Raw genomic sequence first — 13,570 nt, forward strand, 5'->3', positions numbered from 1 at the left:
GCTTGAAGGTTATTTTTGAAAAGGCACAGCAAAATGAGGAGTATCTTAACGATTTCATTGAGGGTTTTAATAGTGAATTAACAATTGCCATTGAACAGCATGAGAAGGTAAATGGGCAGCACGATGTCTTGGGCGAATTAGTCGGAAAAATAAATGAACGGTTTGATAAAGTAAACAATATTAGCCAGATGTCCTATGATAAATCCCTTGGCCTGCAAGAAAAGGGTCAGAATTTATTTGAATCAACTGTAGATATGGTGAAAATCTCAGAAGAGGGAAGGGATTCTGTTAGTAAAGTTGAAGGACTCATTGCCAAATTAGGTGACCAGCTGCATGAGACATCCGTTAAAATGAATCAGTTAAATGAAAGATCGAAAGAAATTGAGATTATCGTCAAAGTGATAAAGGAAATTGCTGATCAAACGAATTTATTGGCGCTTAACGCTTCCATTGAAGCTGCAAGAGCGGGGGAACATGGTAAGGGGTTTGCTGTTGTCGCTGAAGAGGTAAGAAAGCTTGCTGAAAATACAGCGGAAAGCACCCATAATATAAGCGTCCTGACACAGAATATCCAAAAAGATATTGAGGACTCACTGCAATCGACAAAGATGAGCACCGGGTTAATCGAAAATGGGATTCAGCTTAGTACTGACACGACAAGTAAAATAAACTACATTTTAACAGTGTTTAATAACGTCCAATCTGAGGTAAAAGATGTGATTGGCACAATCGAAGAGCAAAGAGAATATTCAAATGATGTAATGAGCGAAATAAGCGAAACACAAGCTGTTTTTGAACAAGCAAATGAGATGATAATTAGACATATTAATGATGCAAGTGTTGTTGATGAGAAATTAGAAGGCGGTATTAGACAGGTTGCAGAATTAAGCAATTGGGGCAAGGTGCTCAAGGAAAATAATGAATAAAATATTCCATAAAAAACAGTGAGTTTCACTGTTTTTTTCTTTGCTAAAGGAAAAAAGGGAATGATTATAGTTATTAAGAATAGGTATAGTTACGGGCAATACATAAACTTAAGTTATTATTAATAGGAGGTTTAGATGAAATTATTAATACTTGGGGGAACAAGGTTTTTGGGACGATATCTTGTCGAAGCTGCTTTAGAAAAGGGACATCAGGTAACACTCTTTAATCGGGGAAAAGAAAACCCTAATTTGTTTCCTGATGTTGACACGCTTATTGGTGACAGGAATGGGAACCTAGAAGCATTGAAGGGGAAAAAGTGGGATGCAGTTATTGACACTTGCGGTTTTATTCCACGTATCGTGAGAGAATCAGCAGAACTATTATCTGATGTAACGGAGCACTATACCTTCATTTCAAGTGCCTCCGTTTATACGGACTTAACCAAAATAGGTATTAATGAAAATCATCCTGTTCTTACAATCTCAAAGGAGAAGGAAGAGGAAATTACAAAAGGCATAGCTGGTCCCTTATATAACGAATATTATGGTCCCTTAAAGTACTCCTGTGAACAAGTGATTGAAGAGGTAATGCCTAATAGAGCTTTGTTCATTCGTGCGGGTTTGATTGTTGGTCCACATGATTATTCCGATCGTTTCACCTACTGGGTTCAAAGAGTAGCTAAAGGTGGGGAAGTGTTTGCTCCTGGGAGCCCAGATAAACAAATTCAATTAATCGATGTAAGAGATCTGGCAACAGGGATCATCAACATGGTTGAGAGAAGAAAATCAGGTGTTTTCAACGTAACTGGACCAAATGATACGTTGACAATGGGAGATTTTCTTCAGGAATGTAAATCAGTCAGTAAGAGTGATGCTATCTTTACGTGGATAGATGAAGAATTTTTAGATAAAAATCAAGTGAAATATTGGACCGAAATGCCTTTGTGGCTCCCTGAAAAATTAAATATGCCCGGGTTCCTTGCACTAAACATTGAAAAAGCAGTAAATGAAGGTCTAACATTTCGCTCTTTGGCAGACACCATTCGTGATACGTTAGAATGGGACTCTAGCCGGGCGGTGGACATTGAACGTAAAGCAGGCATGGAATATATGAAAGAAAGGGAATTATTAGAACGGTGGCATGCGACCGTAAAAAGTAATTATTAAATTTAATCCCCGGTCTTTTTCATTTGCGATCAACATGCTTGGGTGGAGCTTATTTTTAGGGCTGTCTACATTATTCCTTGGAATGATATTTAAAGGGAAAGGAATACATTTAGGAATTAGAGTATCATTTTACTTAACAAGCTTATTTTGCATGATTGGATTTGTAGGCTTTATCTTTGATAGCCAGTTCCTTTTGCTGATTTTTCAATTAGGAATGACGATAGGGCTTACGATAGGGGCAATCCTGCTTGCTTTTGCATTTAAAAGGTCGAAAAGAGACAATATCATCATTAATAAAAAAAGCGATGCCATTTCGATTTCGTAATGACATCGCTTTTTCGTTTAGTAATCTTATGTTATCTGAATAGTAATCCTAATATCGCCAAAATGATAATGCCGCACCATATCATTAATTTTGGAGCTGATACTCCTTTGAACGATGCAGGATGTTTTTTTTCTAGGTTAAAATTGAATCTTATGTTTGGTCTTTGCTTATGTGGCAGCAAGGCTAAGCCTAACAAAAAGCCACCTAGCAGCCCGAATAAATGGGCCGTAACATTGATATTTGGCTGCAAAAACGTCATAATCAAGGCGATGATGGTGATAGTCAATATAAGTTGAGAATTTGCCTTGGACATTAAATCTTTTCTATACATAATGACAGAAGCATAAAATCCGAATAATCCAAAGATCGCTCCGCTTGAACCGACATGTATATAGGTTAAGGGTTCCAAAAAGAGTGTCGCGACATTCGCGGCCATTCCAGCTATAAAATACACGAAGATGAATTTTCCCTTTCCTAGCATACGCTCCAAGGCAGGACCAAAAAGGACAAGAGAAAAGCTATTAAAAATCACGTGCGGCAAATCGCCATGCATGAGAATCGGTGTGACTAGACGCCAGTATTCCCCTTCCGAAATATAAAGGTTTACCCCTGCGAAATGTTCATAAAGCCATAAGTTGGGGAGCAACGGGAAAACGGATATGAAGTAAAGAACAATATGAATGGCAATAATGATTGAAACCACTGGATAATATCGTAGAAATTCTTTAAAGCTTTCCGTCCGTATAAACATATGGACCCTCTTTTCTCTACTTTCTCTCCATCATAGCCTAAAATGGAAATGAACATGCTATTTAATATATTAGAAAAACACAATGACTTGCTATTCTTATATTATTGTTTATGCAAATATTAAATGAAATAGAAGGATGATCAAAGATGATTACTGGAATTGGTATAGATATTGTAGAGCTTAATCGAATAAAAAAAATATTTGAAAGGCAAGTGAAATTTGCGGAAAGGATTTTAACACCGAAAGAAACCGCTAAATTTCAGACATTACCTTTAGAAAGAAAGACAGAATTTTTGGCGGGGCGATTCGCAGCAAAAGAAGCCTTCTCTAAAGCAATGGGGACAGGCATTGGAGGAAGCCTTTCCTTTTTAGATATTGAAATTGAAAAGGATGAAAAGGGGAAGCCTTATGTGTCCAAGCCGATTCAAAAGGGTGTACACCTTTCCATTTCTCACAGTAAAGAGTATGCAGTGGCTCAGGTCATCATTGAAAAGGTGTAAGTAAAAAAGCAAAAAGCTTGTCATTCAACCTAGCATATTCCAGATGGTTGTCTCATATATTCATAGTGCAATAGGAGAGACAAGGCTAGACAAGGGGATTCATTTTTCATATCCACATTCGTCTATCCTTTACCTCCTCCACGATTAGCGCAAAACTAAGTCAGATATTCATCAAGGAAAGTTGATCTAGTTGCCAAAGAATTGTTTAGCAACAAGGTAGATGGATTTTGTTGAAAAATGACTTAGGTGCTGTGGCTGGACAATACACTGAATAGAGGCAAAAGGGGTTGAAGGAATGAGGAGAAAGTGGTTAATGCTGCTAATCGGGATATTGGCAGTGATAGCGTTGTCTGCTTGCGGAACGAAATCCAAGGAAGCTGTAGTGAAGGATCTGAATGGGAAAGTTGAGGAATTAAAGAGTTACAAGGCAAACGCGAAGATGACATTAGAAATGGGAACTGAACCACAGGTGTATGACATTGAGGTTTGGCATAAAAATCCATCCTACTACCGTGTCAATTTGAAAAATGCCCAAAAGGATCAAAGCCAAATGATTCTGCGCAATGATGAGGGGGTTTTTGTTCTGACACCAGCACTGAATAAAAGCTTCCGTTTTCAAAGCGAATGGCCAAAAAACAGCAGTCAGGCCTACCTTTATGAGTCTTTAGTGAAGGATATTGTTGAGGATAAAGAGGCTAAATTCACTGCGACCAAGGATCATTACGTTTTTGAAACGAAAACAAGATATCAAAATAACCAAATGCTTCCTACCCAAGAAATCACGTTAAAGAAATCTGACTTAGCTCCAGTGAGTGTGAAGGTCATGGACACGGATAAAAACACCCTTGTAAAGGTTGAGTTCACTGAAGTTAAATTTAATGCCGCCTTTGATAAGAAAGATTTTGATATGCAGAAGAACATGACTAGTGCTCAACTATCTGTTCCTGTATTAGCGGAAGTGGGCAGCGAAGAGTTCTCGGTCAAATACCCTTCTGAATTCCCAGGTGCTGATTTAGTTGATGAGAAGGCCATTACAACGGATAACGGCAAACGAGTTGTCTTAACATATGATGGAGAAAAATCTTTCACAATCGTACAAGAAAAAGCCAATGTTATGCCGGTTTCCTCTTACACAACGGTAAGCGGCGAGCCAGTAGATTTAGGCTTTACGATAGGTGCTTTATCTAATAATACAATTAAATGGACGTATCAAGGGGTCGACTATGTGATTGCCTCAAATGACCTGACAGAAAAAGAACTAGTTGAGGTTGCAAGGTCCGTTCAAGAAAGTACAGTAAAATAATTTCTTTATGGGCTCTGAATAAGGGCCTTTTTTATATGCAGATATTCCTGAAAAGTTGGAAAATTAATTGACAAAGGTGTCGAAGGGAGTCGATAATCGACATATAAAAAAGAAAAAAAGGGTGTTCAAATGATGGCCAAAGTTGCAGATTGTCAAACAGCTTTTTATAGAGATACTTGGGCGGAAATTAATTTGGATCATATAGCATATAATGTTGAGGAATTGAGAAAGCATGTACAGGATGTCGTTAAGATCTTTGCTGTTGTCAAGGCCAATGGGTATGGACATGGGGATGCAGAGGTTGCCAAGGCAGCGTTAGAGGCAGGTGCCAACTATATTGCCGTAGCCATACTGGATGAGGCGCTTTCCTTAAGGAAAAAGGGCATTACCGCACCGATTCTTGTTCTCGGTGCAAGCCGTCCAGAGGATGCTGAGATTGCCATTGAACAAAATATCACATTGACAGTCTTCCAGCTGGAATGGCTTGAAAGAGCAAAGCATTACGTTGGATCTAATCAAAAATTAACGATCCATTTAAAACTAGATACCGGAATGGGAAGAATAGGAATAAGAAGCGGGAAGGAGCTTGAGGAGATTGAGATTGTTGTTGCCAAAAGTCATGCCTTCCATATAGAAGGGGTTTTTACTCATTTTGCGACAGCTGATGAGATTGATCCTGCATATTACAATATGCAGTTGGAACGTTTTAATGAAATGATTTCATGGCTGAAGAAAAAACCTGAATTGATTCATACAAGTAATAGTGCAGCATCGTTAAAATTTCCGGAAGCGCATTTAAATGCTGTCAGAATGGGGATTGCCATGTATGGATTAATGCCGTCCGTAGAAATGGAGCCCACCCTTCCTTTTCCTTTAAAACCTGCCTTTACTCTTCATACGAAGGTTGTGAATGTTAAAAAGGTGAAAAAAGGGGAGAAGATTAGCTACGGTGCTACCTATGAAGCGCAGGAAGATGAATGGATTGGTACGCTGCCAATTGGGTATGCTGATGGATGGACACGTAAGCTCCAGGGGCAGGATGTACTCGTAGATGGTAAAAGAGCTCCGATTGTCGGCAGAATATGCATGGATCAATGTATGATTAAGCTTCCGGCTGATTTGCCTGTTGGTACTGATGTCACCCTTATAGGACAGCAAGGAAAAGAAAAAATTACAGCCGATGACATTGCAAGGAGACTTGGAACTATTAATTATGAAATCACTTGTATGATCGGTGCAAGAATTCCTAGAGTATATAAGAAAAATGGGCAAGTTTCAAAGATCATTAACAGCCTTCTCTAGAATGGGATTACATTGAACTGACCTTAGTTGAAAGGGAATTAGGGAAAATTTAATTTTCTTCAATAAGAAAGCAGAGCTTTATGCATAAAAGAATAATTTTTTGGCGGATAATAGAGAAGAATTGATAAACCCCCTTTGCATGAGGTCAGATTGATGTTAATATTAAAAATGGTAGATATAAAATGGTGTGTAGTGATGGTGGAGGTGTTTGTTTGTGTCTGAGTCCAGCGCAACAACAGAGATTATGGTGAAATTACCGCAACATCTTGTAACCGAGTTAGATGGCTTTGTAAAGCAGGAAAACGTAAATCGGAGTGAATTCATTTATCAAGCAACCAAAATGTATTTGCGCGAGCGAAAAAAGAGACAAATTCGTGAGGCCATGAGACGTGGTTATATGGAGATGGCGAAAATAAACTTGACGATTGCATCTGAAGCATTTCTTGCAGAATTCGAGGCAGAAAACACAGTTGAACGTCTAGTAAGCGGAGGGTAATCCCTTGATTGTCAAACGTGGTGACGTATATTTTGCAGACCTATCCCCAGTTGTTGGTTCAGAACAAGGTGGCGTCCGTCCAGTGCTGATCATCCAAAACGACATCGGGAATCGGTTTAGTCCCACAGTAATTGTTGCTGCAATCACTGCTCAAATTCAGAAGGCTAAGCTGCCTACTCATGTTGAAATTGATGCGAAGCGCTATGGTTTTGAACGAGATTCGGTAATTCTTTTAGAACAAATTCGAACAATCGATAAACAGCGCTTAACCGATAAAATTACCCATCTCGATGACGAAATGATGGAAAAAGTGGATGAAGCCGTTCAGATTAGCTTAGGGCTCATCGAATTTTAATACAAAATACGCTTTTTCCATAAGGGCGTTTTTATTTTTTGTGTGTAGGACAATTGGTCTTTTATTTATTTTAATTATTATTACATCTACCCGCGGCAAGCATTCTAAATGCTTGCCATTTTTATTTGATAAGGCTCTCCAACCGTTACCTTCCTTTACCCATCCAATATTTCTGCTAAACTGTTAATAATCATTTTAAAAAATATAAATAAAAAGGTTTATTCATTCAGCAAACAGGGAAGTAAATATCCAATTGATATGCAAAAAGGTGGGTCAGTTATGAATATGTCATTAAAAATTCACGAGCAGGGAAATCAAATGAATGTGATTGTTCAGGGTGAGATTGATGCGTTTACTGCACCAAAGCTTAGAGAGAGGCTATTTCCTCTTTCAGAAAAAGAAGGAATAGAAATGATCATTAACCTATCTAATGTATCCTACCTAGATAGCACAGGGCTCGGAGTGTTTGTTGGTGTGTTTAAAAATATACGCTCCAATCAAGGCAAGCTTCGGATAGTTGGATTATCTCAGCGTTTATTGAGGCTTTTCAAAATGACTGGTCTCGCCAATATTATTGATATTTCCAGCCAGAATGAAGGTGAAGAGAATGAATCAATCGTTTGATTATATTGAAATTAAGGTCCCTGCAAAAGCTGAATTCGTGAATGTGGTTCGGCTTACCCTATCAGGAATTGCAAGCCGGATGGGTTTTTTATTTGACGAAATTGAGGATTTGAAAATTGCCGTAAGTGAGGCGTGTACAAATGCTGTACAGCATGCCTATAAAGAGGAAGAACATGGTGAAGTGGTCGTTGGTTTCGGGTTATATGAAAACCGGCTGGAAGTAATGGTTGCCGACAATGGCAAAAGCTTTGACTTTTTATCCGCCAGGCAAGGGATTGGACGGTATCAACAGACAGATTCCATTGAATATTTGCGTGAAGGGGGTTTGGGGCTGTACTTAATTGAGTCTTTAATGGATGAAGTTAGAATCCATGATAAAGAGGGTGTGACGGTATTCATGATTAAATACCTAGAAGGAGAGCAGGTGGAGATGGATGCTAAAGCACTCTCGACCTAATCAAAAATCAAAGGGTGAAATCAACCAGCTCATCAAAGCTTATCAGCAGCACCAAGATGAAGAAGCTCTAAATTCACTCGTGTTATACTATCAGAACTTAGTCGAATCCATTGCACGAAAATACTCAAGGGGAAAAGCCTTTCATGAAGATATAACTCAAGTTGGGCTAATTGGACTGCTGGGAGCTATACGCCGATATGATGAAACCTTTGGGAAGAATTTTGAGGCATTTGCAGTCCCGACTATTATCGGAGAAATTAAGCGATTTTTACGTGATAAAACATGGAGTGTTCATGTGCCCCGCCGGATAAAAGAGCTAGGACCGAAAATTAAAACAACGATCGAGGAGTTAACAGTTAAACTCCAAAGGTCTCCGAAAATGAACGAAATTGCGGAAGTATTAGACATTGAGGAGGAAGAGGTTCTAGAAGCCCTTGAAATGGGAAAAAGCTATCAGGCCCTTTCCGTTGATCATTCAATTGATGCTGATTCAGAAGGTGGAACTGTGACCTTACATGATATAGTGGGTCAGGTGGATAAGGGCTATGAAAAGATCAATCAAATGCTTGTACTGGAAAAAGCTTTACATGTGCTAACCGAGAGAGAGAAACAAATCATCCAATACACATATTTAGAAAACATGAGTCAAAAGGAAACGGGGGAAAAATTACAAATTTCACAGATGCACGTTTCAAGACTCCAAAGACGAGCTATAAAAAAACTGCAGGAAGCTATTCACGCAGAATCAGCCAATCAGGATTAAACAAATACTTAATATTTGCGGTATGAGGCTGCCTAGTTGTCTAGGTAAGCTTCTTTTTTTTTGAAGACGGAGTGTCCCATATGAAACTTAATCAAGAATTTGGTAAAATGAAAAACAAGACTTAATGGCTGGGGGTAAAATTTTGGAAACAACTATCGTAAATAATAATCAAGTTTTAGAAAAAATAGCATTAGAACAATCGGTATCTGTAAAACAAGTTAGAAACACAATCGGCCTTCTGGAAGAAGGAAACACGGTCCCCTTTATTGCCCGTTATCGTAAAGAACAAACTGGCGCTTTAGACGAGGTTCAAATTCGTGACATTATGGAGCGCTGGCAATACATACAAAATCTTGAACAGCGAAAAGAGGAAGTTATTCGATTAATTGATGAGCAAGGAAAGCTTACAGATGAATTAAGAAACCACATACAGATTGCAGAAAAGCTGCAGGAAATAGAGGATTTATATCGCCCTTATAAGCAGAAGCGCCGAACGAAAGCAACGATCGCGAAGGAGAAAGGCTTAGAACCATTTGCGGAATGGATGCTAATCTTTCCATTAACAGAATCTCCCGTGGACAAGGCAAAGGAATTCCTCTCAGAAGAAAAAGAAGTAAATTCTGTTGAGGAAGCCATCACTGGCGCGAAGGATATTATTGCAGAATGGGTATCCGATGATGCAGACAGCAGAAAATGGATTCGCGAGCAAACAGCAAAAACTGGAACGGTTGAATCAACAGTGAAGGACGAATCAAAGGATGAGAAAAAGGTTTTTGAAATGTATTATGAATACGAAGAGCCCATTTCAAAAATCGTCCCGCACCGTACATTGGCATTAAACCGCGGTGAAAAGGAAGAGATTTTACGAATCAGCCTTAAACCGAATACTGATTTTATTTTGAAATATTTACATAAAAAGTGGATTAAGAATGAAAAGTCGAAAGTATCGTCCATTGTTCAAGAGGCCTATGAGGATGGTTACAAACGTTTAATTCAGCCATCCATTGAAAGAGAAATAAGAAATGAATTAACGGAAAAAGCAGAAGAGCAGGCTATCATGATTTTCTCAGAAAATTTAAGGAAGCTATTACTGCAGCCGCCATTGAAAGGAAAAGTTGTTCTAGCAGTGGACCCAGCGTATCGAACCGGATGTAAGCTTGCTGTCGTAGATGAAACAGGGAAAGTTCTGAAGATAGCGGTCATTTATCCGCATCCTCCTGTTTCGAAGGCGCGAGAGGCAAAAGCACAAATTATTGATGTCATTCACACGTTTCAAGTGAAGATGATCGCCATTGGAAATGGTACTGCTTCGCGAGAGACTGAACAGTTTGTTGCCGATATTTTAAAAGAGCTTAAAGAAGAAGTTTACTATCTTATCGTAAATGAAGCGGGAGCTAGTGTATATTCGGCTTCTAATCTGGCCAGAGAAGAGTTCCCAGATTTACAAGTAGAGGAAAGAAGTGCTGTATCAATTGCCCGCCGCTTACAGGACCCGTTAGCAGAGCTAGTGAAAATTGACCCGAAGTCTGTTGGAGTAGGGCAATACCAGCATGATGTTTCACAAAAGAGATTATCGGAATCCTTAACATTTGTTGTAGAAACGGCTGTAAACCAAGTAGGTGTAAATGTTAATACAGCTTCTTCTTCCTTGCTCCAATATGTTGCGGGGCTTTCCAAGACGGTCGCCAATAATATAGTGAAGATGCGGGAGGAAGAAGGGAAATTTTCAACTCGCAAACAGCTTAAAAAAATTCCGCGCCTAGGAGCGAAAACATATGAGCAGGCTATCGGTTTCCTAAGAATTATAGATGGAAAGGAACCGCTAGATCGTACAGGTATCCATCCCGAAAGCTATCCAGAGGTCATAAAATTGCTTGATAAACAAGGTTTTAAAACAAGCGATTTAGGAACAGCAGCATTAAAGGATTCACTTTCAAAATTAAATGTTGCCGAAACAGCTGCAGAATTAGGGATAGGAGAGCTTACGCTTAAGGATATTATTGATGCACTTGTCAGACCGGAAAGAGACCCGCGTGATGATTTGCCGACACCGCTATTAAAGAAGGATGTTCTACAGCTGGAGGATTTAAATGCGGGTATGGAGCTTCAAGGGACTGTCCGTAATGTCGTAGACTTCGGCGCTTTTGTTGATATCGGAGTAAAGCAGGATGGGCTTGTTCATATATCTAAATTAAGCCGCCAATTTGTTAAGCATCCACTAGATATTGTTTCTGTCGGCGATGTTGTTACCGTCTGGGTCGACTCTGTTGATAAAAATAAAGGAAGAGTTTCTCTAACTATGTTGGCTCCAAATGAATAAATGGATTTTTTACGATGTAAAGCGCTAGGTTCCGCCCTAGCGCTATTTTGTTTGTGAAGTGTCAATAAGCAAGGTGCTTCCGCATTTCTATGAGCAGTGTTTTTTTCTATAGAAAAACCAACATTGATTTAATAACTTAATAGTGGAACGATCCTTTTCCAAAAAGGCCCTCTGCATTTGATTTAGAAACCATCCAGGCATATGAATACCTCCTTAATAGGAATTCGGAATTGAAACAATCTATAAAGAAGCGTAGGGGAATAAACTTCTTAATTGTAAAATTAAAATGGTTATCAAACTTATTACAATAAGAAAAGGTATATATAACATATGCTATAATAGGTTGTCATGTTCACATAAATTTAGAGGGGAAAAATGGGATGGATGACTTAGAACTGCAAAAGTTAGTTGAGGACATTTCACTTCAAAGCTTTGGAAATCCGTTTCGGCATAAAGCTTGTTTTAATGGAAGGCTTAGGTCGACAGGCGGGCGTTATATGCTTGACACCCATAATATAGAGATAAATAGGAAATACTTAGATCAGCTCGGGTTTGAGGAATTATGCGGAATTATTAAACATGAGCTTTGCCATTATCACCTTCATATTGAAGGAAAAGGATACAAGCATCGAGATCGGGATTTTAGACTTTTAATGAAAGCTGTTGGAGCACCAAGATTTTGCTCTCCTCTACCAGAACGCACAAAAAAGACCATGCTTAAAAGAGTTATTATATATGCTTGCAAAGATTGCGGGCAATTATATGAACGGAAAAGAAGTATTAATACACAAAAATATGTTTGCGGAAAGTGTAAAGGGAAATTAAGAAAAATTGAAGAATTAAAACAAGGGTAATTTCTCTAAAGTAAATTAGATAAATTTACATAAAACTATAGAAGATTTTTTAAAAAAACTTTCTTGACTTTTAATGTCTAGGTTTTTATAATAGTAAGAGTCGACAAGATGCTTTGTGAGAAAAACACAGCGTTTTGTTAAATATTCCGCAGTAGCTCAGTGGTAGAGCATTCGGCTGTTAACCGAACGGTCGTAGGTTCGAATCCTACCTGCGGAGCCATTTATGGGGAAGTACTCAAGAGGCTGAAGAGGCGCCCCTGCTAAGGGTGTAGGTCGCGTAAGCGGCGCGAGGGTTCAAATCCCTCCTTCTCCGCCAGAGATATTTATGTATGGCCCATTGGTCAAGCGGTTAAGACACCGCCCTTTCACGGCGGTAACACGGGTTCGAATCCCGTATGGGTCACTTTTAATAAAAAATTTAATATGGTCCGGTAGTTCAGTTGGTTAGAATGCCTGCCTGTCACGCAGGAGGTCGCGGGTTCGAGTCCCGTCCGGACCGCCATATAAACTTCAATGGGCTATAGCCAAGCGGTAAGGCATCGCACTTTGACTGCGACATGCGTTGGTTCGAATCCAGCTAGCCCAGCCATTTTTTAAAAAAACATCTTCGAAGCCCTGCTTCGCCGAATGGTTTTTTAAAAAAATGCGACAAAGACCGCAGGACTTTGGAGCAAGATTATGACTACAACATCTTATACCGAGCCATTAGCTCAGTCGGTAGAGCATCTGACTTTTAATCAGAGGGTCGAAGGTTCGAGTCCTTCATGGCTCACCACCTTAAACAAAAAAGTCGGATAAGCGATTAATTTCTTTGTTTAAGATTCTTATTTGCGGGTGTGGCGGAATTGGCAGACGCACCAGACTTAGGATCTGGCGCCGCAAGGCGTGGGGGTTCGACTCCCTTCACCCGCACCAATAAATACCAGTTGAATTTCGTTTTGATGTTTGGTACTATAATCTTTGTCGCTTCTTATGAAGCGGTCGTGGCGGAATGGCAGACGCGCTAGGTTGAGGGCCTAGTGGGGGCAACCCCGTGGAGGTTCAAGTCCTCTCGGCCGCACCAAAAAAAGTTGTTGACATTCGAAACAAAACAAGATATACTATAAAAGTTGCTTTAATAAATGCGCCCGTAGCTCAATTGGATAGAGCGTCTGACTACGGATCAGAAGGTTATGGGTTCGACTCCTTTCGGGCGCGCCATATACGGGAAGTAGCTCAGCTTGGTAGAGCACTTGGTTTGGGACCAAGGGGTCGCAGGTTCGAATCCTGTCTTCCCGACCATTAGAATTAATAAAATGATATTGCGGGTGTAGTTTAGTGGTAAAACCACAGCCTTCCAAGCTGTTGATGAGGGTTCGATTCCCTTCACCCGCTCCAGAAGATAGTTCTTTGAAAACTGAACGAACAAAAAAACGTCAACGTTTTAT

At 39.5% G+C, this 13,570-nt stretch carries 14 protein-coding genes, 11 tRNA genes and 1 pseudogene; 24 read left to right on the forward strand and 2 right to left on the reverse strand.

Annotated features, from left to right (window positions below; translation table 11 throughout):
- Window positions 1-356: 356 nt before the first annotated feature.
- The 3 genes and pseudogenes from V7122_RS25750 to V7122_RS11545 all read left to right on the forward strand — a co-directional run.
- A pseudogene (locus V7122_RS25750) lies at window positions 357-926 on the forward strand (methyl-accepting chemotaxis protein); the annotation flags it as partial.
- A gap of 135 nt (window positions 927-1,061) precedes the next feature.
- Complete coding sequence (locus V7122_RS11540; protein ID WP_335526834.1) at window positions 1,062-2,093, forward strand: NAD-dependent epimerase/dehydratase family protein; 1,032 nt, start codon at window positions 1,062-1,064, stop codon at window positions 2,091-2,093.
- Between the two features lie 34 nt (window positions 2,094-2,127).
- Window positions 2,128-2,418 carry a hypothetical protein gene (locus tag V7122_RS11545; RefSeq protein ID WP_335526836.1) on the forward strand — a complete coding sequence of 97 codons (291 nt, stop codon included), beginning with the start codon at window positions 2,128-2,130 and terminating at the stop codon, window positions 2,416-2,418.
- Window positions 2,419-2,449: 31 nt separating this feature from the next.
- On the opposite strand, the gene V7122_RS11550 is transcribed toward V7122_RS11545, so the two are convergent.
- Entirely contained in the window at window positions 2,450-3,169 is a 720-nt protein-coding gene (locus V7122_RS11550) for a rhomboid family intramembrane serine protease (protein WP_335526838.1), read from the reverse strand.
- 146 nt (window positions 3,170-3,315) lie between these two features.
- Here V7122_RS11550 and acpS point away from each other — a divergent pair, with 146 nt between their 5' ends.
- The 9 genes from acpS (at window position 3,316) to V7122_RS11595 (ending at window position 11,289) form a co-directional block, all read left to right on the forward strand.
- Window positions 3,316-3,669 (forward strand): holo-ACP synthase, encoded by a 354-nt coding sequence (gene acpS, locus V7122_RS11555; RefSeq protein ID WP_335484874.1) that lies wholly within the window; start codon window positions 3,316-3,318, stop codon window positions 3,667-3,669.
- Between the two features lie 295 nt (window positions 3,670-3,964).
- Window positions 3,965-4,972, forward strand: a complete 1,008-nt coding sequence (locus V7122_RS11560; protein ID WP_335345496.1) for a LolA family protein — start codon at window positions 3,965-3,967, stop codon at window positions 4,970-4,972.
- 132 nt (window positions 4,973-5,104) lie between these two features.
- Window positions 5,105-6,274 carry an alanine racemase gene (gene alr / locus V7122_RS11565; RefSeq protein ID WP_335526840.1) on the forward strand — a complete coding sequence of 390 codons (1,170 nt, stop codon included), beginning with the start codon at window positions 5,105-5,107 and terminating at the stop codon, window positions 6,272-6,274.
- Window positions 6,275-6,488: 214 nt separating this feature from the next.
- On the forward strand, window positions 6,489-6,770 hold the full coding sequence (locus V7122_RS11570; RefSeq protein WP_066301683.1) for a CopG family ribbon-helix-helix protein: 282 nt from the start codon (window positions 6,489-6,491) through the stop codon (window positions 6,768-6,770).
- A 4-nt stretch (window positions 6,771-6,774) separates the two neighbouring features.
- Window positions 6,775-7,125 (forward strand): type II toxin-antitoxin system endoribonuclease NdoA, encoded by a 351-nt coding sequence (gene ndoA, locus V7122_RS11575; RefSeq protein WP_066301680.1) that lies wholly within the window; start codon window positions 6,775-6,777, stop codon window positions 7,123-7,125.
- A gap of 279 nt (window positions 7,126-7,404) precedes the next feature.
- Entirely contained in the window at window positions 7,405-7,749 is a 345-nt protein-coding gene (locus tag V7122_RS11580; protein WP_335484878.1) for an anti-sigma factor antagonist, read from the forward strand.
- Window positions 7,733-8,206 carry an anti-sigma B factor RsbW gene (rsbW, locus tag V7122_RS11585; protein ID WP_335484880.1) on the forward strand — a complete coding sequence of 158 codons (474 nt, stop codon included), beginning with the start codon at window positions 7,733-7,735 and terminating at the stop codon, window positions 8,204-8,206. Before V7122_RS11580 ends, rsbW begins: the two co-directional genes overlap by 17 nt.
- Window positions 8,184-8,969: an RNA polymerase sigma factor SigB gene (gene sigB / locus V7122_RS11590; RefSeq protein ID WP_335484883.1), complete on the forward strand. Its 786-nt coding sequence runs from the start codon at window positions 8,184-8,186 to the stop codon at window positions 8,967-8,969. The genes rsbW and sigB overlap by 23 nt, the downstream gene beginning before the upstream one ends.
- A 154-nt stretch (window positions 8,970-9,123) precedes the next feature.
- Window positions 9,124-11,289 (forward strand): Tex family protein, encoded by a 2,166-nt coding sequence (locus V7122_RS11595; RefSeq protein ID WP_438823988.1) that lies wholly within the window; start codon window positions 9,124-9,126, stop codon window positions 11,287-11,289.
- A gap of 87 nt (window positions 11,290-11,376) precedes the next feature.
- Here the strand turns inward: V7122_RS11595 and cmpA are convergent, their stop codons facing one another.
- Window positions 11,377-11,490 (reverse strand): cortex morphogenetic protein CmpA, encoded by a 114-nt coding sequence (gene cmpA / locus V7122_RS11600; RefSeq protein WP_335345490.1) that lies wholly within the window; start codon window positions 11,488-11,490, stop codon window positions 11,377-11,379.
- Between the two features lie 179 nt (window positions 11,491-11,669).
- On the opposite strand from cmpA, the gene V7122_RS11605 reads away from it, so the two are divergent.
- From V7122_RS11605 to V7122_RS11660, 12 genes are all read left to right on the forward strand, one after another.
- Entirely contained in the window at window positions 11,670-12,143 is a 474-nt protein-coding gene (locus V7122_RS11605) for a SprT family protein (RefSeq protein ID WP_335526842.1), read from the forward strand.
- Between the two features lie 145 nt (window positions 12,144-12,288).
- Window positions 12,289-12,363: transfer RNA gene (locus V7122_RS11610), tRNA-Asn, on the forward strand.
- Between the two features lie 5 nt (window positions 12,364-12,368).
- Window positions 12,369-12,459: transfer RNA gene (locus V7122_RS11615), tRNA-Ser, on the forward strand.
- 15 nt (window positions 12,460-12,474) lie between these two features.
- Window positions 12,475-12,546 (forward strand) — tRNA-Glu (locus V7122_RS11620).
- 22 nt (window positions 12,547-12,568) lie between these two features.
- A tRNA-Asp gene (locus V7122_RS11625) sits at window positions 12,569-12,645 on the forward strand.
- Window positions 12,646-12,657: 12 nt separating this feature from the next.
- Window positions 12,658-12,732 (forward strand) — tRNA-Gln (locus V7122_RS11630).
- A gap of 110 nt (window positions 12,733-12,842) precedes the next feature.
- Window positions 12,843-12,918 (forward strand) — tRNA-Lys (locus tag V7122_RS11635).
- A 55-nt stretch (window positions 12,919-12,973) separates the two neighbouring features.
- Window positions 12,974-13,058 (forward strand) — tRNA-Leu (locus V7122_RS11640).
- A 62-nt stretch (window positions 13,059-13,120) separates the two neighbouring features.
- Window positions 13,121-13,206 (forward strand) — tRNA-Leu (locus tag V7122_RS11645).
- 60 nt (window positions 13,207-13,266) lie between these two features.
- Window positions 13,267-13,343 (forward strand) — tRNA-Arg (locus tag V7122_RS11650).
- A 4-nt stretch (window positions 13,344-13,347) separates the two neighbouring features.
- Window positions 13,348-13,424, forward strand: a tRNA-Pro gene (locus V7122_RS11655).
- A 22-nt stretch (window positions 13,425-13,446) separates the two neighbouring features.
- A tRNA-Gly gene (locus V7122_RS11660) sits at window positions 13,447-13,520 on the forward strand.
- Window positions 13,521-13,570 lie beyond the last annotated feature (50 nt).

Source organism: Bacillus sp. JJ1532 (assembly GCF_036965085.1).
In the GTDB taxonomy this organism is placed as follows: Bacteria; Bacillota; Bacilli; order Bacillales; family Cytobacillaceae; genus Cytobacillus.